Here is a 23352-nt window from a genome sequence, read left to right as displayed (position 1 = left end):
GCTGTCGCGCCAGGCGTAAAAATAGCCCTGCACCGTCGAGTATGGCGGGAACTCCTTGGGCAAGGCTCGCCATTGGCAGCCGCTCGACAAAATATAGAAAATCGCCTGCACGATCTCGCGCAAATCGACCTCGCGCGGCCGGCCCAATCGCCGCCGCGGCGGCATCTTCCGGGCGATCAGCGCCCACTCGGCATCGGTCAGGTCGCTTGCGTAACGCAGTCCACTGCGCTGATACTGGATACGAGCGGCTTTGGTCCACGGCATGGTGTCCTCCCTCGAATCTTTGCAAATCCGAAGGAATCACAAGCCCGCCAAAACCGCTCACCCTTTTTCGGTCGGGCTCTGAGGTGCGAGCCTCTTCGGCGAGCCTCGAAGGACGACGGCCCGACTGTCGCGGCCCAGTCGTCGAGACAGCTCGGCCGTGCGTCCTTCGAGGCTCCCCAAGCGGCGCGCTGCGCCGCTTGTCTCGCGCCTCAGGATGACGGATCGAGTAAAGCACTTGCGCCCACCCGCTGCCCTCTCGCCCGACGGAATATTTCCGCGCTTGCCAATCAGGTCCCCGCGGTTCAGAAAAAAGAGCCAAGAAGAAACGCGAGCGGAGACCTGAAGTTTGACCATCAAGGGCAAGGCCTACATTGCCGGGATTTTTGAACACCCGACCCGGCATGCGCCGGACAAATCCACCGCCCAGCTCCATGCCGAGGTCGCCAAGGGCGCGATCGAGGATGCCGGCCTCTCCAAGGACGATGTCGACGGCTATTTCTGCGCGGGCGATGCGCCCGGCGGCGCCTGGCCGATGGTCGATTATCTCGGCCTGAACACCAAGAAGCTTCGTCACGTCGATTCCACCGAGACCGGCGGCTGTTCCTACATCATTCATCTCGGCCATGCGGCTGAGGCGATCGCCGCGGGCAAGTGCTCGATCGCGCTGATCACGCTCGCCGGCAAGCCGCGCACCGGCGTGATGCCGCCGCGTGCGGCCGGAGCCGAGGTCGATTTCGAGTCCGCTTACGGCGCGACCACGCACAATGCCTATGGCATGTGTGCCATGCGCCACATGCACGACTATGGCACCACGAGCGAGCAGCTGGCCTGGATCAAGGTCGCGGCCTCGCATCACGCGCAATACAATCCGCATGCGATGCTCAAGGACGTCGTCACCGTCGAGGACGTCCTGAACTCGCCGATGATCTCCGATCCCCTGCACCGCATGGATTGCTGCGTCGTCTCCGACGGCGGCGGCGCGCTGATCGTGACGACGCCGGAGATTGCGAAGAGCCTGAAGAAGCCGCTTGTGCGCCTGATCGGCCATGGCGAAGCCATGAAGGGCCCGCGTGGGGGCAAGGATCTCGACCTCACTTACTCCGCGGGGATCTGGTCCGGTCCGCGCGCGTTCGAGGAGGCCGGCATCACGCCGAAGGACATCAAATACGCTTCGATCTACGACAGCTTCACCATCACCGTCTTGATGCAGCTCGAAGACCTCGGCTTCTGCAAGAAGGGCGAGGGCGGCAAGTTCGTTGCCGACGGCAATCTGATCTCGGGCGTCGGCAAGCTGCCGTTCAACACCGACGGCGGCGGCCTCTGCAGCAATCACCCCGTCAACCGCGGCGGCATGACCAAGATCATCGAGGCCGTCAGGCAGTTGCGCGGCGAGGCGCATCCGAAGGTGCAGGTCAAGAATTGCGATCTCGCCATCGCCCACGGCACCGGCGGCCTTTTGGGTGTTCGCCACGCCGCCTCGACCGCCATTCTGGAGCGCGTGTGATGAGTGAAGCGAAAAAATATCCCGCCCCGGTGACGAACCCCGAGACCGCTGCGTTCTGGGATGCGGCGAAAGAGGGCAAGTTCATGATCAAGCGCTGCACCGCCTGCGGCGAAGCGCATTACTTCCCGCGCTCGATCTGCCCGTTCTGCTATTCGGACAAGACGGTGTGGGAGGAGGCCTCAGGCGAGGGCACGATCTACACCTACAGCCTGATGCGGAAGTCGCCGACCGGCCCTTATGCGATCGGCTACGTCACGCTGAAGGAGGGACCATCGGTGCAGACCAATTTCGTCGATTGCGATCTCGAGAAACTGAAGATCGGCCAGAAGGTGAAGGTGGTGTTCAAGCCGACCGACGGCGCACCGCTGCCGTTCTTCACGGTGGCCTGACGCGAAGCGAGATGTAACCCTCTCCCCTTGTGGGAGAGGGTGGCAGCCGAAGGCTGCCGGGTGAGGGGTCTCTCTCCACACGAGAAGTGTTACTGCAGAGCCAACCCCCTCGCCCGAGTGAGTTTGTTGCAAGAGCGGTGCGGCCCTCTCCCACAAGGGGAGAGGGCACATTAACGGGCATCGCCGCCTGCGGATAAGAAACTCGGAGGGGAAACTAATGTCCGCCAGATATGAAGAACTCAAAGGGCTGAAAAACATCGGCCAGAAATACGCCTACACCGATCGCGAAGTCATGCTCTACGCTTATGGCATCGGCCTCGGCGCCGATCCCATGGACGAGAAGGAGCTCGCCTTCGTCAACGAGGGCACGCTGACGCCGCGGCCGCTGAAGGTGGTGCCGACATTCGCGTCCGTCGCAGCATGGGGCTCGGGTCCCGGCGAAATGAACCTCAACCGCGTGATGGTGGTCGACGGCGAGCGCGACATCACCTTCCACCAGCCGCTGCCGGTCGCCGCGAACATCACCGCCGACTCCTCCGTGCTCGAGGTCTACGACAAGGGCAAGGACAAGGGCGTGGTGATCAGCCACCAGACCGTGCTGAAGAACGAGAAGGGCGAGAAGCTGGCTACTCTGGTGGCCTCGCGCTTCGCCCGCGGCGATGGCGGCTTTGGCGGGCCGAACCTGACCCAGCCCGACCCGCACAGGATTCCGTCGCGCAGCCACGACAAGACCATCGACATCACGACGCGCCCCGATCAGGCGCTGGTCTATCGCCTCTGCGGCGACCGCAACCCGCTGCACTCGGATCCCGAGTTCGCCAAGAAGGCCGGCTTCCCGCGCCCGATCCTGCACGGCATGTGCACCTACGGCATCACCTGCCGCGGCGTGCTGCAGACCTATGCCGATTACGACGCTTCCGCCTTCCGCCAGCACGTCGCGCGGTTCTCTTCGCCGGTCTATCCCGGCGAGACCGTGACCATGGACCTCTGGAAGGATGGCAATGTGATCTCGTTCGAAGCCAAGGTGAAGTCGCGCGGCGTCACCGTGATCAAGAACGGCAAGACGGTGCTGGGTTAGCAACACGGTACGGCCGCCGTCTCCCTCGCCCCGCTCTTGCGGGGAGAGGGCGGGGTGAGGGCTCTCACCACGAGAAGGGACGGTATTGAGACCTGTACCCCCTCACCCGGATCGCAAGGGCGATCCGACCTCTCCCCGCAAGCGGGGAGAGGTGAGAGAAAAACAAACAGGGAGAAGCCACCATGGGACTACTCGACGGCAAGGTTGCGCTGATCACCGGCGCGGGCGGGGGGCTCGGTGAGGCCTATGCAAAGCTGTTCGCGCGGGAAGGGGCGTCCGTCGTGGTCAACGACCTCGGTGGCCCCCGCGACGGCTCCGGGGCCGACAAGTCCATGGCGCAGCAAGTGGTGGACGCGATCAAGGCGGAGGGCGGCAAGGCGGTCGCCAACGGCGCCGACATCTCCACCATGGAGGGCGGTCAGTCGGTGTTCGACGACGCCATCAAGCATTTTGGCCGCGCCGACATCCTCGTCAACAACGCCGGCATCCTGCGCGACCAGACCTTTCACAAGGCGTCTGAAGCCGACTGGGACAAGGTCATCAAGGTGCATCTGAAGGGCACTTTCTGTTGCACCATGCCGGTGTTTCGCTGGATGCGGGAAAACGGCGGCGGCGTCATCGTCAACACCTCCTCGACCTCGGGCCTGATCGGCAATTTCGGCCAGACCAATTACGGCGCGGCCAAGGGCGGCATCTGGGGTCTGTCCAACGTGCTGGCGATCGAAGGGCGGAAGTACAACATCCGGATCTGGACGCTGGCCCCGGGCGCGCTGACCCGCATGACCGCAGACCTGCCCCGCTATAAGGAGAACCCCTCGGCGGCGCTGGGGCCGGACGGCATCGCGCCGGCCGTGCTATACATGGTCAGCGATTTGTCGGGCGACCAGACCGGCAAGGTGCTGGGCGTGTCCGGGCCCCGCGGCGTGCGCGAAATGCGGATGATGGAAATGGAAGGCTGGAAACCGCCGCACACGAGCTGGAAGGCCCGGGACATCGTCGATCACGCCAAGGAGATCTTCTTCTCCGAGGAGCAGATCAAGATGGGCGCGCGGCGGTTTTAGCCATCGAGAGAGAAACAAGGAAGACGATGAAACTCACCGCCGACGCCAAGGGCACCTTCGCAATCGCGCCGACGCCGTTCCACGACGACGGCCGTATCGACGAGCGCTCGATCGACCGCCTGACCGACTTCTACGAGGAGGTCGGCTGCGACGGCGTCACGGTGCTGGGCATCCTCGGCGAGGCGCCGAAGCTCGATGCCGCCGAGGCCGAGCAGGTCGCGGTGCGCTTCGTCAAGCGCGCCAAAAAGATGCAGGTGATCGTCGGCGTCTCCGCGCCGGGTTTTGCCTCCATGCGCTCGCTGGCGAAGGCGTCGATGGATGCGGGAGCGGCCGGCGTGATGATCGCGCCGCCGCCGAGCTTGCGCACCGACGACCAGATCGTCGGCTATTTCAAGCAGGCAGCCGAAGCGATCGGCCCGGATGTGCCCTGGGTGCTCCAGGACTATCCGCTGACCCTCTCGGTGGTGTTCACCCCCGCCGTGATCCGCAAGATCGTCACGGACAATGCGAATTGCGTGATGCTCAAGCATGAGGACTGGCCGGGCCTGGAGAAGATCTCGACCCTGCGCGGCTTCCAGAAGGATGGCTCGCTCCGTCCGCTCTCGATCCTCTGCGGCAATGGCGGCACGTTCCTCGACTTCGAGATGGAGCGCGGCGCCGACGGCGCCATGACCGGCTACGCCTTCCCGGAACTTCTGATCGACGTCGTGAACCTCTCCAAGGCCGGCAAGCGCGACGCCGCGCATGATTTGTTCGACGCGCATCTGCCGCTGATCCGCTACGAGCAGCAGCCCGGCGCCGGCCTTGCCGTGCGCAAATATGTGCTGCAGAAGCGCGGCATCATCGCCTCCAGCGCGCAGCGCAAGCCCGGCGCGACCATCACCCCGACGGCGAAGGCGGAGGTCGATTATCTCCTCTCGCGCGTCGCCCGGGTCGACAAGCGCGCCAATCTCGGCCCGCAATCCAGCGCCGCAGGCTAATCGAATGGCAGAGACATCAGCATCACGCCCGGCTTCGACCATCCTCCTGCTGCGCGACGGCGCGGGTGTCGACGGCAAGAGCCGCGACGAGATCGAAGTCTTCATGATGGTCCGCCATCATCAGATCGAGTTCAACTCGGGCGCGCTGGTGTTTCCCGGCGGCAGCGTCGATGCCGGCGACAAGGAGATCGTCGCCCGCTCCAACCTTTACTCGGGCGGCGAGGGCCTCAGCGAAGCGGACCGCGGTTTTCGGATCGCCGCGATCCGCGAGACTTTTGAAGAGAGCGGCATCCTGCTGGCGCGATCGAAGGAGACGGGCGCGCCGGTCGATGCCAAGCGTGCTGGCGAGATCGCCGACGCGCATCGCGTCGCGCTCAACGAGCACAAGGTCAGCTTCATGAGCATTTTGGCCGATAATGGCCTCCAGCTCGCGCTCGACACGCTCGTGCCGTATGCGCACTGGATCACGCCGGAGGGCATGCCGAAGCGCTTCGACACCTGGTTCTTTCTTGCGGTAGCGCCGCCCGATCAGCTCGGCGCCCATGATGGTCGCGAGTCCACGGATTCGATCTGGGTCTCACCGCGCGAGGCGGTGGAGGGCGGGGAGAGCGGCCGCTTCAAGCTGCCGTTCCCGACCACGCGCAATCTGATCCGGCTCGCCACGCAGCCAAACGTGAGTGCCGCACTGGAGCACGCCCGCGGGATGTCGATCGTCACGGTCATGCCTGTGATGACCAAGACCGAAACCGGCCGCCAGCTCCGCATTCCCCGCGAGGCCGGCTACGACGGCGAGGTGTTCGAGGTCGGGGCGCTCGGCTAGGATAGTTCGACACCAAACGAAGTATCGGTGGCTGCGGACGCGCTAGGTTCCGTTCATCGCGAATGGACGGGACGCAACGCATGGACGACCGGCAGGGTACCAACATCGCCGTCGAGCTGGCGCTGCTGGTCGCGCTCGCAACGCTCTGGGGCGGCTCCTACACCTTCATCAAGCTCGGCGTCGCCACCATCCCGCCGATCACGCTGATCGCGGCGCGCACCACCATTGCCGGCCTGCTGCTGCTCATCGTCATGCGGGCGCGCGGCATCGGGATGCCGACGGACGCCGCGACCTGGCAGCGTTTCGCGTTTCAGGCGGTGCTCAACAGCGTGATCCCCTGGACGCTGATCGCCTGGGGCGAGCGCCATGTCGATGCCGCGCTCGCCACCATCCTCAACTCGGCTGGGCCGATCTTCACGTTCCTGCTCACGGCGCTGATCACCCGCCACGAGGCGACGCCGCCGCGAAAGCTCTTCGGCGTGATCGCCGGCATGGCCGGCATCCTGCTGATCGTCGGGGTCGATGCCTTCCATGGCATCGGCAGCGGCTTGCTGGCGGAGGCGGCGATTGTGGCCGCGACGATTTGCTATGCCTGCGCCGCGATCTTCGGCCGCAGTTTCAAGGGGCTCGATCCCATGGCGCCCGCCGCCGGCTCGCTGCTGGCGGGTGCGGCGGTGCTGATCCCGGCCTCGCTCGTCATCGAGCAACCCTGGACGCTGTCGCCCTCGCTGGCGTCCGTGTTGGCGCTGCTGGCGCTCGCGGTGTTCTCGACCGCGGCAGCGTTTGCGATCTATTTCCGCCTGATCCAGACATTGGGCTCGGTCGGCACCACCGCGCAGGCCTATCTGCGCGTCCCGATCGGGGTTGCCATCAGCGTCGCCTTCCTCGGCGAGACCTTGAGCCGGACCGCCTGGGTCGGGCTGGCCTGCGTCGTCCTCGGCGTTGCCGCCATGACGATCCCGGCCCGGCGGCGGACAAGCCTCAAAAGCTCATAGTCCGAAACGGAGGAGGGGCGGCAGGCCCGATATTAAGGATATTCGGCGGCCAGAGGCATGTTCCCCCGGGGGCGCAATACGTCGTATATTGGACCTCCAATAGCCCGGTCCCCCAAACACCAATGTCCGCCGAATTGACGCCGACCCCTGAGAAAAAGCGAACTTTTTCGCTCTCCATCGGCCAGCTCACCTTCGGCAGCTTCCTGTTGGTGCTGGCGGTGATCATCGTCACCTCGACCGCGAGCGTGATCGCGATCCGGCATATCGACACCACCTTCGCCGAGCTGCAACGGCTCCAGAGCGTCGGGGACCTCGCCGAGGACATCGACCGCCGCATGAACGAATTGCGCCTTGCCGCGCGCGACTTCGTCACCGATCCCGGCGCCGGCATCCAGTTCCAGCAGGTCGGCGAGGCGGCCTCCGCCTTAAGCGATATCCTGAAGAAGACTCGCATCGAGCTCGCGCCCGAGCAGCAGGACATGATCGACGGGGTCACCGAGCGGCTGGCGACCTACCGGACCGGGCTGGAGCGGATCTCGACCCTGATCGACCGCCGCGCCCAATTGCTTGCCGGCCTGCCGCCGCTGCGCGACCGGTTCGACGCGGCCGTCGCCGGCACTGCGGACCGCGAGCTGGCCTCTCGCCTGTCCGAGGCGCAGAGCCGCATCGCGCTCGGACTGCTGGCGCGCAACCCGTCCGCGGCCGAGCAGGCCGCGGAGGGAATGCGGGCGATGGACATCGCCGATGGCAAGCTGAGGTCGGCCGTCAACGATTACGCCGAGGCGATCATGGCGGTCGCCGTCCGCGAGCGGCAGATCGCCGACATCGACCGCGAGGTGCTGGGCACCGAGGGCCGGCTGATCGGCCGCGTCACCGAATTGCTGCGCGAGGTCAGCGCTCGGCGCGGGCACGTGCTGTCGCGCGATTTCGCCCGCACGCTGACCGAGGCGCGGTGGCAGAGCATCGTGCTCGGCACGGTCGGCGTGCTGATCGGCATCGGCGCCGCGCTGTTCGTGGTGCGCAGGACGGTCCGTCCGCTCGCCCAGATCGCGCGCTCCATTCGCGCGCTTGCGGCGGGCCAGAAAGACACGTCGATCCCGTCCGCCGACGTCGACAACGAGATCGGTGACATCGCACGGGCGGCCGAGGTGTTCCGCCGCGCGCTCGAGGAGGCCGACACCGCGCGCGAAGCGGCGGTGCGCGCGCTCACCGAGCAGCGCCTCGCCGAGGAGAGCTATCGCAAACTATTCGAAGGCTCGGTCGATGGCATCTACGTGACGACACCGGCCGGCGACCTCCTCAACGCCAATCCGGCACTGGCGCGGATGATGGGCTATGACAGCCCGCAGCACCTCATCGACAGCATCAACGACATCGCCCATACGATCTACGTCCATCCCGAGGCGCGCGCCGAATACCAGCGGCTGATGGCGCGCGACGGCATGGTGCGCGAGTTCGAATATCAGGTGCGCCAGCGCAGCGGCAACATCCTGTGGCTCTCCGACAGCGCCACCGGCGTGCGGGACGAGCAGGGTAACATCGTCCGCTACGAGGGCACGCTGCGCGATATCACCGACCAGAAGCGGGCGGAAGATGCCATCGCCGAAGGCCGGCGCCTGCTCCAGCAGGTCATCGACACCGTGCCCGCGGTGATCAATGTCAAGGACCGCGACCTGCGCTACGTGCTGATGAACCGCTACATGGCCGGCATCTTCGGCATCGAGCCGGGCGACGCACTCGGCCGCACCACGGCCGACCTGATGTCGCGCTACGGCGCGGCCAAGTCCGACGAGAGCGACAAGCGCGTGCTCAAGTTCCGCAAGGGACTCGGCTTCTATGAGGAGGAGTACAAGGACGCCTCCGGCAACATGCGGCAATGGCTGGTCAACAAGCTGCCGCTGCTCGACGCCGAAGGCGAGATCGAGCGCATCGTCACCGTCGCGCTCGACATCGGCGAGCGCAAGCGCGGCGAGCAGGAGATGCGGAAAGCCAAGGAAGCCGCCGAGACCGCGCTGCGCAATCTGCGCGAGACCCAGGCCTCGCTGATCGAGGCGGAGAAGCTCGCCGCGCTCGGGCGCCTGGTCGCCGGCGTCGCGCACGAGGTCAACAATCCGGTCGGTATCAGCCTCACGGTCGCTTCCGCGCTGGAGCGCAAGACCGCGATGTTCACAGCTGAGGTCGAGCGCGGTGAGCTCCGCCGCTCCACGCTCAACGACTTCCTCAACACCAGCCGCGATGCCTCCTCGCAGCTGGTCTCCAACCTCAACCGCGCCGCCGAGCTGATCCAGTCGTTCAAGCAGGTCGCAGCCGACCGCAACTATTCGGACCAGCGCAGCTTTGACCTCGGCGACCTCACCGAACAGGTAGTGATGAGCCTGCGACCCGGCCTGCGCAAGCACAATCTGACGCTCAACGTCGAGTGTCAGCCGGACCTCACCATGAACAGCTATCCCGGCCCGTACGGCCAGGTGCTGACCAATCTGTTTCTCAATTCGGTGGCGCATGCGTTCCCGGACGGCCGGCCGGGGACCATCGACATCCAGGTGCGCGAGTCCGGCAAGGACAATGTCGAGATCATCTTCTCCGACAATGGCTGCGGCATGTCGCTCGACGTCCGCCGCCGTGCCTTCGATCCGTTCTTCACGACGCGGCGCGACCAGGGCGGCACCGGCCTCGGCCTGCACATCGTCTACAGCATCGTCACCAATCGGCTCGGCGGCCGGCTCGATCTCGATTCCGAGCCGGGCGGCGGCACGCGCATCCAGATGATCCTGCCGCGCATAGCGCCGCTCGAACAGGCGGCGGAATGACCAGGCCGCGGACTCATTAGCGCGCGGCGCTTCGGCGATCGTTACCCGCGAACGAGAGCCGCGCCCAGGATGAGACACCCGGCGCCCAAAATGCGTGTCAACGTGATCGGATGGTGCGGCAGGCTGAACATGCCGATGTGATCGAACGCCAACGAACCGAGCAACTGACCCACGACGATCAACGTCAACACCGTCGCCACGCCGAGGCGCGGCACCATGAGGATGCTGGTCGCGATGAAGATCGCGCCGAAGATTCCGCCGGTCCATGCGATCAAAGGAGCTCGTCCGGCCAGGGCGGCAGCGGGTATCGGCTCGCGCAAGGCGACCAGAACCAGCAGCAACGCGATTGTGCCGCCAAGATAACTCGCGAACGCCGCCCATCGCGCGGATTGCATGGCGTTGCCAAGACTGGCATTCAGCACCTGCTGAAAGGCGAGGCTCAGGCCTGCGGACAGGACCACGAAAGGTGCCAGGAGGTTCATGCGCGGCTCGCAGTAGCATGGAGACGTGGAGCCAGCTTAGCGCCCGGGGCCGATTCACGTCTGGAACGAAATCGACCGCCTCAATCCGCGAACGCTGAACGGTAGGCGGCAGGCGTTGCGCCGTAAGCGCGTCGAAACAGGCGACCCAGGTGGCTCTGGTCGGAGAACGAGCCGGCATAAGCCACGTCGGCGACGGTGTCGCCGCGCTTCAAACGCGAGCGTGCCGATGCCAGTCGCAGCGCAAGACGATAGGCGGCAGGGGTCATTCCAACCTCTCGCTTGAACAGCCGAATGAAGCCGTCGGTCGATCGACCCTGCCGTGCCGCGATCGTGCGGATGGCGAGATCGTTGCACGAAACCAGCTCGGTCAGCGCAGCACATCTGGCCGGCCGTGTGAGACGTCTCGGGCACGGATCGTGCGAGCCGATCGCGTCGAGCATCTCGTCCGGCAAGGTTGCCCGCGAGTTGCGGATGCAGAGCGGGCCAAATATCCCTTTCACCGCTGCATGATCGCTCGGTAGATAGAGATGGCTGACGATCGAGCCGGCGCCGCCGTGCGAGGCGTGCGGTACGCCCGCCGGGATGACGACGATATCGCCCGCGATGGCGCGGAACTCTCCGCCGTGGTCACGTACATGCGCCATCCTTCGCTGACGGCGGCAACCTGGACATCCGGATGTACGTGACAGGCGAGCGCGACTGACTGTGCCGCCGCGAGGTGGCCGAGCTCGATCGCCGCGTCACGTGCCCATGGGCGATATGTCCACGATCCAGGCATCCCTACTGCATACGATCTATTGCTCAGGATGTCAGGGGGCTGCTGCGGACTAGTTTGGGCCGTGCGTCGTGACTTATGGCGGCACGCCCTAATCGACGTCGGCGAGCCTGTGCAGCGTCGCGCCGAAGATCTGGCTCGCCTTGCCGACCAGCGCCGTGCCAGTCATCTCCCCGCGCGTCTCCGTGAAGGTGCCGCTGACGCCGATGCCGACCGGGGCGGGGCCGCCGAACAGCGGATTGTCGTTGCCGCGCGGCGAGGTGTGGCGCTGCACCAGGACCTCACCTTTGAAGGTGTTGTTGTCCTTCACCGTGTAGCTGCCGGTGTAATAAAGGTAGGCGTCGCCGCCAAGGATCTTGCCGTCGCGGAAGAGAATGACGCCACTGCCCTTGCCGACTCGACCGTCGAGCAAGGTCACGTGAATCGAATAGAGGCCGTTCTTCATAACGTCCCGCAGGTCGGCCGCCATCGCCCAACGGCGTAACCGGTAGAGCATTTATGCCAAAGCGCGTCCGCCGGCGCAACGCGTCACTTTTGCCGGGTGGCGGGAGCTGCCGTCGCGAGCCGTAGTTGTCCCGGCTTGTGCATGACGCCGTCATGACGGTCTGATGATGAGGCGAGGCCGAACGTTGCGAATCGGAGTTGGCCCGCGAAATGCATAACCATTGTTGCACTGGCCGCGGAGTGCTGGAGCAAGACGAACGTGAGCAACTGGATCGATTCCGGCGGCGATGAGCCGCGTCTGTACGGTGCGCGTCCCACGAATTGCAAAAGCGAACGACGGCGGATCGGCAGCGCGACACGCTGGCGAAGCGTGACAAGGCTGGTGTGCGCCTTGGGCCTGATTGCGCTCGCGGCTCCCTTCGGGCACGCGCGTGACCGTGGCCAGTTCGTCAACACCAATGCGGATTTGAAGGCCTGGTTCGACGGTCTGCGTAGCGGCAAGGGGCCTTGCTGCTCCGACGCCGACGGCTCGGCGCTCTCGGACTCCGACTGGGATAGCAAGGACGGGCACTATCGTGTCCGCGTCCCGCGCTATGGCTCCGCCATCGATGGCCAGCCGCAGGAACTCGTCTGGGTGGACGTGCCGGAGGAAGCCGTGATCTCGGAGCCGAACCGGGTCGGACGGACCATGGTCTGGCCGATCTACGGCTACATGGGCGTCACCATCCGCTGCTTTATGCCCGGTAGCATGACGTAGACACACCGGGCAGCGCTGCGCTCGGAAGGCCGATGCCTGATGCCGCTCGCGTCGCGTCAGGTATACTTCTTGTCGCGCTCGAGCAGCTCGATGGTGATGCCTTCGGGGCCGCGGATGAAGCAGATGCGTACGCCGGGCCTGATCGTCGTCGGCTCGCGCGTAAAGGTGACGCCCTTGGCCTTGATCTCGGCGGCGACGGCGTCGATGTCTTTTACCGTCAGACCAAAATGATCGAGGCCCTGATGCGGATGCGGGGGCGGCGGGCTGACGGCGGCGTCGCCCTCGAGCGGCGCGATGAAGATCCTGGCGCCGCCAAGGTTCACGTCGATCCGTCCGGGCGCGCGCACGATCTCGCCACCGAGGATATCCCGCAGCCAGGCTGCCGTAGCCTCCGGATCGGGGCTGCGCAGATGGACGTGATCCCAAGTGACGACTGGCATTTCATTTTCTCCCAACGCGGTCTTTCGATGTTGCGCCGCATGTGTAACGGCCCCAGCCGGCGATCGCCACTGTCTTTGCTGATTCGCAACGGGCCGGGAACCTTAGTTCGTGTTCCCGATTAAGTGAAACGGTGGCCTAGTCCGTCGTAGGACGTGCTTCAGCCGCTGTCGGTGATGAAAACCATGGACGTTAGGCTTGACCGGTTCGGGTTGGGGCGCTTCGCCGGGATTGGCGAGCGATTGGCGCGGGCCGTGACGGTTGCGAGCGTCTCGTTTGGCCGAAGCTTGCTATGGCTGCTGGCAGCGATCATTGTCGGCTGCGGAATCTGGATGCTACTGCCTCTCTCCAAAGGCAATAGCGCGCAACCGGTGACGACCGGCCTGGCAGCCGTCGAGACGGCTCCTTCAGGCGATGCGGCAGCCGCGGGCTCGCCAGCGTCCGAAGCACAGGCGCCGGCAATGGCAGAACTCGATCGTCTCAGGATTTCATCGCAGACCTGGCGCCGCGGCGGCCTCGGCTCGAAGGCGCTGGTGACGTTCACGCTACGAAACGACAACGACTATGCCGTAAAGGACGTCGAGATCGTCTGCGTGTTCGCGCGGCGCGACGGCAGTCATCTCACTGATCGCAGTCGTGTGCTGGCGGACCCTGTCAGCATGAAGGGCCGCAAGACCTATGCGCATATTCCCGTCGGCTTCGTCAATGTGAATGCCGACCAGGCGAAGTGTTCGCTGGTTGCAGCACGCCGCGCCTAAAGGGCGGCATTTTTCCGGATAGCGCAAAAGTTACCATCCGCAGGTCTTGGCCAAAATACTTGGCGTTGCCATTTGAACCAAAGGGGCAGGGCCAGGAACCAACTAGAGAATCGCCTGTTAAGGCGAAGAGCCCACGCGGGGATGCGGGGGGCGGAGCGCGGCCAATGCCCATCTTTCGGTATTTCATCTTTGTCGGTGGAGCTTTGCTCACACTGTTGTTTGCGGCGGATTTCATGCTGCCGGCAGCACCCGTGGCGCAAGCTGTTGCGACCGCGAGCAACGACCAGCCGCTGATCCGAATCCGGTCCGATCGCCATTTGCCTGAGCGTGTCGTGCTCGACACCAGCCAGCCGACGGTCGCCGCGCCTGCGATGAAGACCGCCGCCGTCGTTGCGCCCCAGCCGCCAGTGCAGGCTGGCATGTCGCCCGCCTTGGCCGAGATGTCGGCCAAGGTGCGGGTCCGCGAGACGTTCGCCCAATTCACGCCGGGCCCGAAGGCCGATACCGCCGCCGCAGCCCGGAAGACCGAGGCCCAGGTTCAGGCTGCTGCGGCTTCTCCGGCCCAGGCTCAGCCCAAGCGCAAGGTCGTCAGGACGCATCGGGCGCCGCAACAGGCACAGCCGATGATGATGGCCCAGCAGCCGCATTTCGGCCTTTTCAACACGACCTGGTGAGAGCACCTTTGACTCATCTTGAACGGAGGCGGGTGGGGCTTTTTATTGTTCGGCCTCTCTGCTAATTCGAACCCATCCGAACGCCGTCTGCTGCGCGGACTCGCCAGCAGTGGATAAGCTCGGTTGCGGCCCAATGCTGGGCCAGGGCGCTCGTAGCTCAGCTGGATAGAGCATCGGATTTCGATTCCGAGGGTCGGAGGTTCGAATCCTTCCGAGCGCGCCACGCCTCCCTGCGTTCTAGATCTGTTCTGTATCAGCACTGATGCCGGTCACCATCGCGTGGGCTGGCAGCGTCAGCCTGCCGACACTCGGATTTGCCGGCCACGGGCCAGCGTGTCCGAGGGCGCCTCGTGGAAGGTCGCGCGGTATGCTGCGGCGAACTCACCGAGATGATGGAAACCCTGAGCGCGCGCGCATGTAGCGACGGTGGCGCCGCCGCCCTTGAGCAGGCGAGCGCGGGTTGCCCACAGTCTTTTGAGGCGAATGTACTGGTGCAGGCTCATGCCACGCACCTTGCTGACCGCGCCGCCGAGCGTCCGGATCGAGACGCCAAACTCGCTGGCGAGATCGGCCGTATAGATCGGAGCGGTCGGATAGGCTGCGACGTAATCGTCGATCTGCTGAACGAGTTTGATCGACCGCTCGCTACGAACGGAGGTGCTCCGATCTGACAGGGGATCGATCCGAAATAGATCATCGAGCGCGAGCAGCAGGCCTTCCTGGAGATGGGCGGCTACCTCGGTGGTCTCGAACAGGAGCGGCTGCACCGATGCGGTTCGCAGAATGTCGAGCAGGAGCTGACGTGCGTGGAGCAGGGCCGGCCGGTTCGCGACATGGGCCCGCAAATCGTCGGCACGATCGAACCAGCCCCGGTCTCGCAAGGTAGGCGAGAGGATGATCATCGCGTGATGATTGGTCTGGGGTTCGACGTAGTGACATTCATCGTTGCCGCGCAGTGCAACGAAGAAGCGGGCGTCGAGATCCACACCCCTGAAGTTGGCCTGAAGGTCGTCGGTCATCGCCAGGATCACCATCCCGCCCGGCATCCGATAAGCGGTGTCGAGGATGCGCGCGAACGACCTCATCACGACGATGCGGCATGCCGGCAGGGAGACGACGGCGCGGGCCGCCGCGAAGTTCGCAACGTCGAGCGGAATGCTCCTCGCGTCCTCCATCGACTCGATCGGCCGAAACGCATCGACGTCGGCAAAGCCGATCAGCTGGAGCGCGGAGGACGGGACGAGGGCGTCGAACAACATGCGTCTGGGCGGCTGCTGCAATGTGACACGCAAATGGATGTCGGTGCATCGCCATCAATGGCGAAACATCATGCTTCAGTAAATCGGATTTCGTGCCGTAGTATTGCGGACCTCATGCCATGAGGCACGGCAGATCAATGTCACCGTCAACCTTCTCTGCTTATCGGTTGGCCGGAAGCGAGGTCGATGAAATGCAGGCGCGTGCACGCGGGACAGGCAAAGGATGCAAAGCTCCGCCCCTCCTGTCTTTGTCCCTTCTCCAAATGCGTCTGGACATTCATGCCCGTCTGGGGGCACCGGAAAACGATCAAATCGGCCATCTCCGTACAATGACGAAGTGACTGATTTCATCTTTGATCTAGATCAGTTTTGGAATTGCTCCAGGCTGGCCGCACAGATGGTCAGGGTAGGCGCTCTACGGTCTCGCAAAAGCGAAGGGGCCCCAAGGGCCCCTTCGATATCACCAGCGGCGATAGCCGTAGCCATAATAGCGTGGGCCGTAGTAGCGCGGCGCATAATACCTGGGGCCGTAGTACGGCCGCGGTCCGTAATACCCATAATAATTCGGACGCCACCAGCAACGTCCCCAGGCGTTGCAGACCATGCGGACCTGCTCGACGCCGGAGACCTCTGGCGTTGCAGGTGCGGGCGCGATGGGCATGGCGGACGCCGCCGGCGATACCGCGAGGGCACCGAACAGGGATGCGGCGACGAGGCCAATCTTGAGCTTCATGATGTCTTCCTCCGCTGACGCGATGCAGGATATCGATGATGTTCTGATCAAATTGTGGCGGAACCGAAATGTAATGCTGATGAACAAATCTTCAGCGAGCCCGCCGCAGGCGTGACCTTAATGCGCCAGACTATTCCAGGTTCGAGCGTCTGACCAATGTTGCGCTGGCGCCGGCAGGTGCCGCACGACATCGCCGCCATCCTTGATCCTGCGCAATTCGCCGGCGCGGCTTCATCCCTAGTCTTGCCGCATGGCCAGCCTTTCGAGGAATGCGAAGAGCAGGCCCACGGGTTGCTTGGAGCTGTGCAATGGACAAGATGAGACTGGACAAGGGTGACTGGCTGGTCGTGTGCGACGGGCGCAAGGCGCTCATTCTGGAAAATCTCGGCGACGAGATGTTTCCGAACCTTCACACCAGGGAAGTGCATGAGCAGCCCAATCCCTCGACCGGCGCACAAGGGACCGATGCGCCGGGTCGATTGCATGGAGCGGCCGGCGGGGCGCGCAGCTCCGTCGAACAAACCGATTGGCACGATGAGGCCGAGCGTGCCTTCCTGCGGAGCCTGGCCGGCCGTCTCGATGCCGCCGTCAGCGCGGGAGAGACCTCGGCCCTGACCATGGTGGCCTCACCGCGTGCGCTGGGCATGATCCGCGCCGATTATTCCGATGTCGTGCGCAGGGCGCTTCAGGGCGAGGTCGGCAAGGACCTCGTCAAGCTGCCGGTCTACGAGATCGAGAGGCAATTGCTGCGGTCGGGCGCCGCTAGATAGGGGCGCCCGCGGGGAAGGACGCGCGGCGGCCTCAGTAGCAGGGGTGCCGGCGGCCGTCCTGGCCGATATAGGCGGCCGCGCCCCGGTAGCAGTGGTTGGTGGACGGGCCGTCGTAATAGGCGAAGGTGCCGGGGGTGATGCCGGGTCCGTAATTGTGCAGATAGCTGATCGGGTAGGGCAGCGGGTTGGTGTAGGAGCGGTGATACCGGTGATGTCCCCGCGCCTCCGCGAGGCCAGGGGCTAGGATTGCAGCCGACAGGGCAGCAACTGCGGCTACAAGCTTCAACTTGCTCATCTCGATTCTCCGGAACCCGCGAATAGGTCGGCCATTTATAGCAATTTCGGGTGGCCAGGACATCGGTTCGGAAGCGCGGAATCAGGCCCAACCCCGCAGATTTCCGGGTGGGTGTGACAGAATTGCCGGACAGGCGGTCGAAAGCTGCCCATTTTTGGCCTTTTCGGGATGCTTAACGAATTCCCCACACAAGTATGACCAAAGACTATTCGGCTAAGAATCCTGCTGCCGGCCCTTGGGGGGCTCCTTCGAGGCCGGTCCATTCCTGAAGGCTTTCGCCGTCACGTCGCCATGCGCATCCCGCTTTTGAGCCTGCTGTCGCTCTGCCTCGCCGCCGCTACGCCGGCGCGCGCCGAGCTGCACATCACCCGCGACCACGGCGGCTATGTCGAGGAGTACAAGGCCAAGTACAAGCGCGTGCGCGAGAAGGGCGAGCGCGTCATCATCGACGGCATCTGCAATTCGGCCTGCACGCTCGTGCTCGGCATCGTGCCGATGAACAAGATCTGCGTGACGCCGCGCGCCAGCCTCGGCTTCCACCAGGCCTACTACGACAAGGCCTTCACCTTCGGCATCAAGGTCACCAGCGCCGAGGGCACCTCCGATCTGATGTCCTACTACCCCGACAAGGTGAAGGACTGGATCCGCCGCAATGGCGGGCTCACCACCGACATGAAGAAGATCAAGAACGGGGTCGAGCTCTGGAAAATCATCGATCCTTGTCCGGAAGAATGGTGAGCGGCTGAGCCGCGGCTTCCGCTGCCCGTCGCAGTGCAGCATCGCTCGTCCGGAAATTCGTATTGCCGCATGGGGCCCCATCGGGCAAGGAGGGCGGCAATGAACCATCATTCGGAAGCCCTGACCGCCCGCGCGGCGCCGATCCTGTTCGTCCTGCTCTGGAGCACCGGATTCATCGGCACGAAATACGTCGTCAACAATGCCGATCCCTTGACCTATCTCGCCATCCGCATGGCGATCGTGGTCGGCCTGATGGCGATCATCGCAGGCATTGCGCGGCCGAAATGGCCTGATGGCACCGGCATTGCGCACAGCGCGGTCGCCGGCATTCTGGTCCACGGTTTCTATCTCGGCGGCACCGCGATCGCGATCGCGCATTCGATTCCGGCCGGCCTTTCCGCGCTGATTCCGGGCCTGCAGCCGATCCTGACCTCGACCATCGCCAATCGCTGGCTCGGCGAAAAGGTGACGCAGCTGCAATGGGCCGGCCTCGTGCTTGGCCTCGGCGGGGTCGTGCTGATCCTGCACAACCGCCCGATGACCGGCGAAGCCGGGCTCGGCTGGCTCGCCTCGGTGGTCTCGCTGATCAGCATCACGCTCGGCACGCTTTACCAGCGCCGCTACTGCAATCACATCGACTGGCGCGCCGGCAATCTCGTGCAATACGTGTCCGTCACCATTTTCTTCGCGATCGGAGCTTTCCTGTTCGAAGACCGTGTGGTGCACTGGACGCGAGAATTCGTGCTTGCGCTCGCCTGGCTGGCCGTCGCGCTCTCGGTTGGATCGATCGGGCTGTTGTACTGGCTGATCCGCCACGCCGCGGCAACCTCGGTCGCGAGCCTGTTCTATCTGGTGCCGGCCGTGACGGCGCTGATGGCCTATCTGCTGTTCGGAGAAAAGCTGGACGCAGTTGCCATTGCCGGCATGGCGCTCTGCGCCGCAGCGGTCTTTGTAGTCAATCGACGCTCTTAGCTATATCCAGCGCGCACAGCCCTGACGTGTGTTGCCCGTTTCGTGCTAGGGTGGGACGGCGCGCAGCCAAACGGCGAGGGTAGGCTGGCGCTGGAGCTGTCTCCGGGCGCGCCCGCACCCGGAGATATGCTCTGAGTGCGATCAGCGCTTGGCCTTCTTGGCCTTCTTCTTCGCCTTGGAGGCTTTCTTGGCGGCCTTCTTCGCAGACGTCCTGGCGGCTTTTTTCGCGGCTTTCTTGGACGATTTCTTTGCGGCTTTCTTCGGCGTCTTCTTCGCAGTCTTCTTGGCTTTCTTCTTCGCAGCCTTCTTCGGCGCTACTTTCTTCGCGACCTTCTTGGCGGCTTTCTTCACCTGCTTGACGGCGGTGACCGCGGCGTCCTTGGTCGCTTCCACGGCGGTGGTGATCGTGCCCATCGCCTGCTCTGTGATCGGCTTCTCGTCGTCCATGTCGTCCCCCATTGTTTGAACGAAGCGATGACGATAGCGGGTTTCAAAATTGTGTCAAAGCAACGCTCAACCTTTGCGGATCTTTGCGTAGGCGGCGAGCGCTCGCATCCCTTGGCATGATCGACGATCAGCTGCGGGCATGATGCCCGCGCTCGCAAGCTCGATCGGCGTCGCCTGCTACGGCGGGTGGATCAGCTTCGCCGGCAGGCTCTTCAGCCCCGGCACCCAGCGCCCGGCTTTCGATGGCATCGCTTGCGATCTTTGGCGCAGGACGCAGCTCCTTCGATGCGGGCAGGGGGCGCCAGGCGCCAGCACGGGCCGCTGGTCAGAGGTGTCCTCGTTTACGATTTGGAAAGCATGGCGCGGGCCGCGGTGCGAACGGTCGTTAATGGGGCCGTAAGCCGATTGCACGAATATGCAGGAATTACGGGGGTCATTCCATCCATGTCCAACCTTCTCTCGGCGAAGTTCCTGCCGCAGTTCAAGCTCGGCACCAAGGCCGTCCTGTGCGCGGTACTGCTGATCGCCATGAATACGGCGCTCGTGGTCGGCGCCGGCTATTGGTCGCTGACATCCGCCTTCAATGATCGCGCGCTCCGCGACATCGAAGTCAATCTGCGCACGCTGGCTTTGGCCTTTGCCGAGACCGTTCCCGACGTCAAGATCATGATCCGGGATGGCGCTGTCCAGCGCGCCGAGATTCCCAAGATGCCCGACCTCAGGGATCACGCCATCGTCGATCGCGCGGTGTCCTATGTCGGCGGCAATGCGACCCTGTTCGTGTTCGACGAGGCGAGCGGGCAATTCGTGCGACGCTCAACCAACGTGAAGAAGGAAAATGGCGACCGCGCCGTCGGCACCCAGCTTGCCGCCGATCATCCGGGGCAGGCGCCGCTGCGTCGTGGCGAGGCCTATAAGGGACCGGCCACGCTGTTCGGCAAGACGTTCATGACCGCCTATTTCCCGATTCTGGACGCGACCGGCAAGGTCGCCGGCATCCTCTATGTCGGCATTCCGATGGCCCAGTTCGAGAGCATGCTGTCCCAGGCGATCGAGAGCATGGCCGCCGCCGCGGGTCTCGCCGCGCTCCTGGTCCTGATCCTCACCTTGGTGATCGTCCGCCGAGTCACGAAACCGCTCACCTCGGTCACGCATTCGCTCACGGCGCTTGCCAACGGCCAGAGCGACGTTGCGATCGAGTGCGAGGACCGCGCCGACGAGATCGGCGAAATCGCCCGCACGGTCGCGGTGTTCAAGAGCAATTCGCTGGAGCGGGCGCGCCTGCGCAGCGAGCAGGCGGCGGCCACAGCTGCGGCTGCCGAGCAGCGCAAATCCGACCTGCGCAACTTCGTCGAGGAGTTCCGCGGCAGCGTCGGCGGTATCCTCGACAAGGTGCTGACATCGTCGGGCGAGTTCGAGCGCGTGGCGCGGCAGCTTACCGATGTCGCGCGCTCCACCGCCGATCTGTCGGCGCGGTCCGCCGGAGCCTCCGAGAACGCCTCCGAGCACGTGCGTTCGGCTGCGTCAGCCTCCGACGAGCTGTCTCAATCGATCTCCGAGATCACGCGCCGGGTGCAGGAATCCAACGAGATCTCCGCCGAGGCGGTGCGGCAGGCCGAGGCGACCGATCAGCGCATCGCGCAGCTCTCGGAAGCCGGCGCGCGCATCGGCGACGTCGTCAAGCTGATCACCTCGATCGCCGAGCAGACCAACCTGTTGGCGCTGAATGCCACCATCGAGGCCGCGCGCGCGGGCGATGCCGGCCGCGGCTTCGCGGTGGTGGCTCAGGAGGTCAAGACGCTCGCCGGCCAGACCGCCAAGGCGACCGACGAGATCTCGAACCAGATCGAAAGCATGCAGCTCGCGACCGAGGAATCGGTCGCTGCCATCAAGGCGATCAGCCAGACCATCGAGCGCATCAGCGGCATCGCCGGCTCGATCTCGGCTGCGGTCGAGCAGCAGAAAAGCGCGACCCACAACATCGTGGCCAGCGTTCGCGCCGCGGTGTCGGGCACGGCCGATGTCGCCGTCAATGTCCGTCACGCCGCCAAGGGTGCGAGCGAGACCGGCGAGACCTCGAGCCGGATGTTTGCCTCCGCCCAGGCGCTGTCGGGCGAGAGCCTGCATCTGAAGGCCGAGGTCGACGGCTTCCTCGACCGCGTCCACGCGGCGTGATCCAACGCAGCCGTTCCGGGGCGGTGCGCTAGCACCGAACCCCGGTGCGCAATTGCGCACCTGAGGTCTGGTCCTTCGGACCATTTTGCAGTCGCTATCGGCGACCGCCGAAAGTCACTTCGGCTGCGGCACGATGCGGATGTAGGGCTTCGGCTCCTTCCAGCCCTGCGGGTAGATCGTCTTGGCCTCGTCGTTGGAGACCGAGCCCGCGATGATGACGTCTTGCCCTTGGGTCCAGTCGGCCGGCGTCGCGACGCGATGCTTGGCGGTGAGCTGGAGCGAGTCGATGGCGCGGAGGATCTCCTGGAAGTTTCGCCCCGTGGTCATCGGGTAGACCAGCACCAGCTTGATCTTCTTGTCCGGCCCGATGACGAAGACGTTGCGGACGGTCTGGTTGTCGGCCGGCGTGCGGGTGAGGGGATCGCCCGAGGTCGAGGCCGGCAGCATCTCGTAGAGCTTGGAGACGTTGAAATCGGTGTCGCCGATCATCGGATAGTTCGGCGCAGCGCCTTGCGTCTCCTTGATGTCCTCCGACCATTTGGAATGGCGGTCGACCGGATCGACCGAGAGGCCCATCAGCTTGACGCCGCGCTTGTCGAACTCCGGCTTCAACTTGGCGAGAGCGCCGAGCTCGGTCGTACAAACCGGCGTGAAGTCCTTCGGGTGCGAGAACAGCAGGGCCCAGCTGTTGCCGATCCAGTCGTGGAACTTGATCTTCCCTTCGGTGGTCTCGGCTTCGAAGTCGGGTGCGGTGGCGCCGATCGGAAGTGTCATGGTTCTACCTCATCTCGTTGAATTTACTTTAGAATTCATCTTTTGCGGTCGTCGTCAGTATAGAATGCCGGAGAGGTCAAGTGAACCGGCTCAAGTAAAATGTGAATTCCTTCTTTGAAGAGCCGATTTCCTAGCACCTTTCTGTTACAGCGGCGCCTGCGGCGAAACATCTCCATCCGGGATCACACGGTCGCGATTGCCCCGATAATGCCTTTTATGACTTTCATCACGCTCGCCCGGCGCTTCCTAGAACCAGAATGGTCCTAACAGCGACCAATTGGCAACCATCTAGAAAAGTCGCGATCCCCGTATCGAATCGTTAACCACCCCTTTACGTCGGCATGAAAATGCTGGCCGATCAGAAGAAATCTGGAAGTGAACTATGTCTGCCGCTGCGCCTAAGCCTACCGAGTCGTCGTCCCTCGAACCGTCCTGCCGCGATACCGCGGCCCATGCACTGAGCATCGTGCGCGACGGCGTGATCACGGGGGAAGGCCCGACCACCAAGGGAAGGGTGCATTTCTCCCGTTCGCTCGATGCCGATGACACCGCCTGGTGCGTACGCATCCTGACCGCCACCGCCGTCAACGACCAGCCGATCAGCCGCACTGAAGCCGAAGTGCTGTTCGAGATCAATGAGGCCGCGACCGAGCGCACCGACGGTGGCCGGTTCGACGACCTGCTCGCCAAGGCCGTCGCCCATTATGCCGCCAGCGCCTCGGGTCTGAAGGTGCCGCCGCGCAGCGTCGCGCTGTCGGCCGACACCGAGATCGAGAGCTGGGCGCCGTCCTATGCCTCCAAGGTCAACAGTGAGATGCTGGAGTGGATCGCCGGGCAGATGCGCGGCAAGCGCCACAACAACCGTCGCCTGATGGCGATGGTGGCGACCTTCCTGGGCGCCACCGCGCTGCCTCTGGCGGGCCAATTGCCGAACGTGTTCGACATCGGCATGTAAGATTT

At 64.3% G+C, this 23352-nt stretch carries 26 protein-coding genes and 1 tRNA gene; 17 read left to right on the top strand and 10 right to left on the bottom strand.

The features are described 5' to 3' along the window. On the bottom strand, positions 1–264 hold a 264-nt coding region (locus BLV07_RS23080; protein ID WP_143035474.1), incomplete at its 3' end, for a transposase. Positions 265–610: 346 nt separating this feature from the next. Between BLV07_RS23080 and BLV07_RS23075 the strand changes: the two genes are divergently transcribed. From BLV07_RS23075 to BLV07_RS23040, 8 genes are all read left to right on the top strand, one after another. Continuing rightward, the gene (locus BLV07_RS23075; RefSeq protein WP_091889808.1) at positions 611–1768 is read left to right on the top strand and encodes a thiolase family protein; all 1158 of its coding nucleotides are present in this window, start codon (positions 611–613) and stop codon (positions 1766–1768) included. Then, positions 1768–2157, top strand: a complete 390-nt coding sequence (locus BLV07_RS23070; RefSeq protein WP_091889806.1) for a Zn-ribbon domain-containing OB-fold protein — start codon at positions 1768–1770, stop codon at positions 2155–2157. Before BLV07_RS23075 ends, BLV07_RS23070 begins: the two co-directional genes overlap by 1 nt. A gap of 217 nt (positions 2158–2374) precedes the next feature. Next, positions 2375–3235 (top strand): MaoC family dehydratase, encoded by an 861-nt coding sequence (locus tag BLV07_RS23065; protein ID WP_091889803.1) that lies wholly within the window; start codon positions 2375–2377, stop codon positions 3233–3235. Positions 3236–3417: 182 nt separating this feature from the next. Further along, positions 3418–4296, top strand: a complete 879-nt coding sequence (locus BLV07_RS23060) for an SDR family oxidoreductase (RefSeq protein ID WP_091889800.1) — start codon at positions 3418–3420, stop codon at positions 4294–4296. Positions 4297–4322: 26 nt separating this feature from the next. Further along, positions 4323–5276 carry a dihydrodipicolinate synthase family protein gene (locus BLV07_RS23055; RefSeq protein ID WP_091889797.1) on the top strand — a complete coding sequence of 318 codons (954 nt, stop codon included), beginning with the start codon at positions 4323–4325 and terminating at the stop codon, positions 5274–5276. Between the two features lie 4 nt (positions 5277–5280). Next, positions 5281–6096: an NUDIX hydrolase gene (locus BLV07_RS23050; protein WP_091889794.1), complete on the top strand. Its 816-nt coding sequence runs from the start codon at positions 5281–5283 to the stop codon at positions 6094–6096. A gap of 80 nt (positions 6097–6176) precedes the next feature. Next, positions 6177–7091, top strand: coding sequence for a DMT family transporter (locus BLV07_RS23045; RefSeq protein ID WP_091889791.1), 915 nt, complete (start codon positions 6177–6179; stop codon positions 7089–7091). Positions 7092–7213: 122 nt separating this feature from the next. Then, positions 7214–9901 (top strand): PAS domain S-box protein, encoded by a 2688-nt coding sequence (locus BLV07_RS23040; protein ID WP_091889788.1) that lies wholly within the window; start codon positions 7214–7216, stop codon positions 9899–9901. A 41-nt stretch (positions 9902–9942) separates the two neighbouring features. Here the strand turns inward: BLV07_RS23040 and BLV07_RS23035 are convergent, their stop codons facing one another. The 3 genes from BLV07_RS23035 to BLV07_RS23025 form a co-directional block, all read right to left on the bottom strand. Beyond that, complete coding sequence (locus BLV07_RS23035) at positions 9943–10383, bottom strand: DMT family transporter (protein WP_091889786.1); 441 nt, start codon at positions 10381–10383, stop codon at positions 9943–9945. Between the two features lie 80 nt (positions 10384–10463). Further along, positions 10464–11027 carry an AraC family transcriptional regulator gene (locus tag BLV07_RS23030; protein WP_091889784.1) on the bottom strand — a complete coding sequence of 188 codons (564 nt, stop codon included), beginning with the start codon at positions 11025–11027 and terminating at the stop codon, positions 10464–10466. Positions 11028–11249: 222 nt separating this feature from the next. Continuing rightward, positions 11250–11603, bottom strand: a complete 354-nt coding sequence (locus BLV07_RS23025) for a GrlR family regulatory protein (protein WP_176945705.1) — start codon at positions 11601–11603, stop codon at positions 11250–11252. A 258-nt stretch (positions 11604–11861) separates the two neighbouring features. Between BLV07_RS23025 and BLV07_RS23020 the strand changes: the two genes are divergently transcribed. After that, positions 11862–12359: a hypothetical protein gene (locus tag BLV07_RS23020; protein WP_091889780.1), complete on the top strand. Its 498-nt coding sequence runs from the start codon at positions 11862–11864 to the stop codon at positions 12357–12359. A 56-nt stretch (positions 12360–12415) separates the two neighbouring features. Here BLV07_RS23020 and BLV07_RS23015 read toward each other — a convergent pair whose 3' ends face one another. Next, complete coding sequence (locus BLV07_RS23015; RefSeq protein WP_091889778.1) at positions 12416–12799, bottom strand: VOC family protein; 384 nt, start codon at positions 12797–12799, stop codon at positions 12416–12418. 183 nt (positions 12800–12982) lie between these two features. Between BLV07_RS23015 and BLV07_RS23010 the strand changes: the two genes are divergently transcribed. The 3 genes from BLV07_RS23010 (at position 12983) to BLV07_RS23000 (ending at position 14452) form a co-directional block, all read left to right on the top strand. After that, the gene (locus BLV07_RS23010) at positions 12983–13555 is read left to right on the top strand and encodes a hypothetical protein (protein WP_091889885.1); all 573 of its coding nucleotides are present in this window, start codon (positions 12983–12985) and stop codon (positions 13553–13555) included. A gap of 164 nt (positions 13556–13719) precedes the next feature. Continuing rightward, entirely contained in the window at positions 13720–14229 is a 510-nt protein-coding gene (locus BLV07_RS23005; RefSeq protein ID WP_091889776.1) for a hypothetical protein, read from the top strand. A 146-nt stretch (positions 14230–14375) separates the two neighbouring features. Beyond that, positions 14376–14452: transfer RNA gene (locus BLV07_RS23000), tRNA-Arg, on the top strand. A gap of 70 nt (positions 14453–14522) precedes the next feature. On the opposite strand, the gene BLV07_RS22995 is transcribed toward BLV07_RS23000, so the two are convergent. Both BLV07_RS22995 and BLV07_RS22985 read right to left on the bottom strand, forming a co-directional pair. Next, the gene (locus BLV07_RS22995) at positions 14523–15488 is read right to left on the bottom strand and encodes an AraC family transcriptional regulator (RefSeq protein WP_176945704.1); all 966 of its coding nucleotides are present in this window, start codon (positions 15486–15488) and stop codon (positions 14523–14525) included. A 460-nt stretch (positions 15489–15948) separates the two neighbouring features. After that, positions 15949–16221 carry a hypothetical protein gene (locus BLV07_RS22985; RefSeq protein ID WP_091889772.1) on the bottom strand — a complete coding sequence of 91 codons (273 nt, stop codon included), beginning with the start codon at positions 16219–16221 and terminating at the stop codon, positions 15949–15951. A 308-nt stretch (positions 16222–16529) separates the two neighbouring features. On the opposite strand from BLV07_RS22985, the gene BLV07_RS22980 reads away from it, so the two are divergent. Further along, positions 16530–16991: a host attachment protein gene (locus BLV07_RS22980; protein WP_091889770.1), complete on the top strand. Its 462-nt coding sequence runs from the start codon at positions 16530–16532 to the stop codon at positions 16989–16991. Between the two features lie 31 nt (positions 16992–17022). Here the strand turns inward: BLV07_RS22980 and BLV07_RS22975 are convergent, their stop codons facing one another. Beyond that, entirely contained in the window at positions 17023–17286 is a 264-nt protein-coding gene (locus BLV07_RS22975; protein WP_091889768.1) for a hypothetical protein, read from the bottom strand. A 291-nt stretch (positions 17287–17577) separates the two neighbouring features. On the opposite strand from BLV07_RS22975, the gene BLV07_RS22970 reads away from it, so the two are divergent. Then, complete coding sequence (locus tag BLV07_RS22970) at positions 17578–18024, top strand: hypothetical protein (protein ID WP_091889766.1); 447 nt, start codon at positions 17578–17580, stop codon at positions 18022–18024. 99 nt (positions 18025–18123) lie between these two features. Continuing rightward, positions 18124–18996: a DMT family transporter gene (locus BLV07_RS22965; protein WP_091889764.1), complete on the top strand. Its 873-nt coding sequence runs from the start codon at positions 18124–18126 to the stop codon at positions 18994–18996. Between the two features lie 141 nt (positions 18997–19137). On the opposite strand, the gene BLV07_RS22960 is transcribed toward BLV07_RS22965, so the two are convergent. Continuing rightward, a complete protein-coding gene (locus tag BLV07_RS22960; RefSeq protein WP_176945703.1) occupies positions 19138–19443 on the bottom strand; it encodes a histone in 306 nt (101 codons plus the stop codon). A 444-nt stretch (positions 19444–19887) separates the two neighbouring features. Between BLV07_RS22960 and BLV07_RS22950 the strand changes: the two genes are divergently transcribed. Continuing rightward, positions 19888–21618, top strand: a complete 1731-nt coding sequence (locus BLV07_RS22950; protein ID WP_091889758.1) for a methyl-accepting chemotaxis protein — start codon at positions 19888–19890, stop codon at positions 21616–21618. Between the two features lie 114 nt (positions 21619–21732). Here the strand turns inward: BLV07_RS22950 and BLV07_RS22945 are convergent, their stop codons facing one another. Next, positions 21733–22392 carry a peroxiredoxin gene (locus BLV07_RS22945; RefSeq protein WP_091889756.1) on the bottom strand — a complete coding sequence of 220 codons (660 nt, stop codon included), beginning with the start codon at positions 22390–22392 and terminating at the stop codon, positions 21733–21735. Positions 22393–22774: 382 nt separating this feature from the next. Here BLV07_RS22945 and BLV07_RS22940 point away from each other — a divergent pair, with 382 nt between their 5' ends. After that, positions 22775–23347: a hypothetical protein gene (locus BLV07_RS22940; RefSeq protein ID WP_091889754.1), complete on the top strand. Its 573-nt coding sequence runs from the start codon at positions 22775–22777 to the stop codon at positions 23345–23347. Positions 23348–23352 lie beyond the last annotated feature (5 nt).

The sequence above is a fragment of the Bradyrhizobium sp. Rc2d genome, from assembly GCF_900099855.1.
Classification (GTDB): domain Bacteria; phylum Pseudomonadota; class Alphaproteobacteria; order Rhizobiales; family Xanthobacteraceae; genus Bradyrhizobium.
The sequence above is the reverse complement of the archived record's forward strand: the minus strand, read 5'-3'. Positions and strand labels throughout refer to the sequence as shown.

Bases quoted from the DNA above. Each gene is read 5' to 3' on its own strand.
- BLV07_RS23070 (WP_091889806.1), top strand. From the start codon at position 1,768: ATGAGTGAAGCGAAAAAATATCCCGCCCCGGTGACGAACCCCGAGACC.
- BLV07_RS23065 (WP_091889803.1), top strand. From the start codon at position 2,375: ATGTCCGCCAGATATGAAGAACTCAAAGGGCTGAAAAACATCGGCCAG.
- BLV07_RS23060 (WP_091889800.1), top strand. From the start codon at position 3,418: ATGGGACTACTCGACGGCAAGGTTGCGCTGATCACCGGCGCGGGCGGG.
- BLV07_RS23055 (WP_091889797.1), top strand. From the start codon at position 4,323: ATGAAACTCACCGCCGACGCCAAGGGCACCTTCGCAATCGCGCCGACG.
- BLV07_RS23050 (WP_091889794.1), top strand. From the start codon at position 5,281: ATGGCAGAGACATCAGCATCACGCCCGGCTTCGACCATCCTCCTGCTG.
- BLV07_RS23045 (WP_091889791.1), top strand. From the start codon at position 6,177: ATGGACGACCGGCAGGGTACCAACATCGCCGTCGAGCTGGCGCTGCTG.
- BLV07_RS23040 (WP_091889788.1), top strand. From the start codon at position 7,214: ATGTCCGCCGAATTGACGCCGACCCCTGAGAAAAAGCGAACTTTTTCG.
- BLV07_RS23035 (WP_091889786.1), bottom strand. From the start codon at position 10,383: ATGAACCTCCTGGCACCTTTCGTGGTCCTGTCCGCAGGCCTGAGCCTC.
- BLV07_RS23030 (WP_091889784.1), bottom strand. From the start codon at position 11,027: ATGGCGCATGTACGTGACCACGGCGGAGAGTTCCGCGCCATCGCGGGC.
- BLV07_RS23025 (WP_176945705.1), bottom strand. From the start codon at position 11,603: ATGAAGAACGGCCTCTATTCGATTCACGTGACCTTGCTCGACGGTCGA.
- BLV07_RS23015 (WP_091889778.1), bottom strand. From the start codon at position 12,799: ATGCCAGTCGTCACTTGGGATCACGTCCATCTGCGCAGCCCCGATCCG.
- BLV07_RS23010 (WP_091889885.1), top strand. From the start codon at position 12,983: ATGGACGTTAGGCTTGACCGGTTCGGGTTGGGGCGCTTCGCCGGGATT.
- BLV07_RS23005 (WP_091889776.1), top strand. From the start codon at position 13,720: ATGCCCATCTTTCGGTATTTCATCTTTGTCGGTGGAGCTTTGCTCACA.
- BLV07_RS22995 (WP_176945704.1), bottom strand. From the start codon at position 15,488: ATGTTGTTCGACGCCCTCGTCCCGTCCTCCGCGCTCCAGCTGATCGGC.
- BLV07_RS22985 (WP_091889772.1), bottom strand. From the start codon at position 16,221: ATGAAGCTCAAGATTGGCCTCGTCGCCGCATCCCTGTTCGGTGCCCTC.
- BLV07_RS22980 (WP_091889770.1), top strand. From the start codon at position 16,530: ATGGACAAGATGAGACTGGACAAGGGTGACTGGCTGGTCGTGTGCGAC.
- BLV07_RS22975 (WP_091889768.1), bottom strand. From the start codon at position 17,286: ATGAGCAAGTTGAAGCTTGTAGCCGCAGTTGCTGCCCTGTCGGCTGCA.
- BLV07_RS22970 (WP_091889766.1), top strand. From the start codon at position 17,578: ATGCGCATCCCGCTTTTGAGCCTGCTGTCGCTCTGCCTCGCCGCCGCT.
- BLV07_RS22965 (WP_091889764.1), top strand. From the start codon at position 18,124: ATGAACCATCATTCGGAAGCCCTGACCGCCCGCGCGGCGCCGATCCTG.
- BLV07_RS22960 (WP_176945703.1), bottom strand. From the start codon at position 19,443: ATGGACGACGAGAAGCCGATCACAGAGCAGGCGATGGGCACGATCACC.
- BLV07_RS22950 (WP_091889758.1), top strand. From the start codon at position 19,888: ATGTCCAACCTTCTCTCGGCGAAGTTCCTGCCGCAGTTCAAGCTCGGC.
- BLV07_RS22945 (WP_091889756.1), bottom strand. From the start codon at position 22,392: ATGACACTTCCGATCGGCGCCACCGCACCCGACTTCGAAGCCGAGACC.
- BLV07_RS22940 (WP_091889754.1), top strand. From the start codon at position 22,775: ATGTCTGCCGCTGCGCCTAAGCCTACCGAGTCGTCGTCCCTCGAACCG.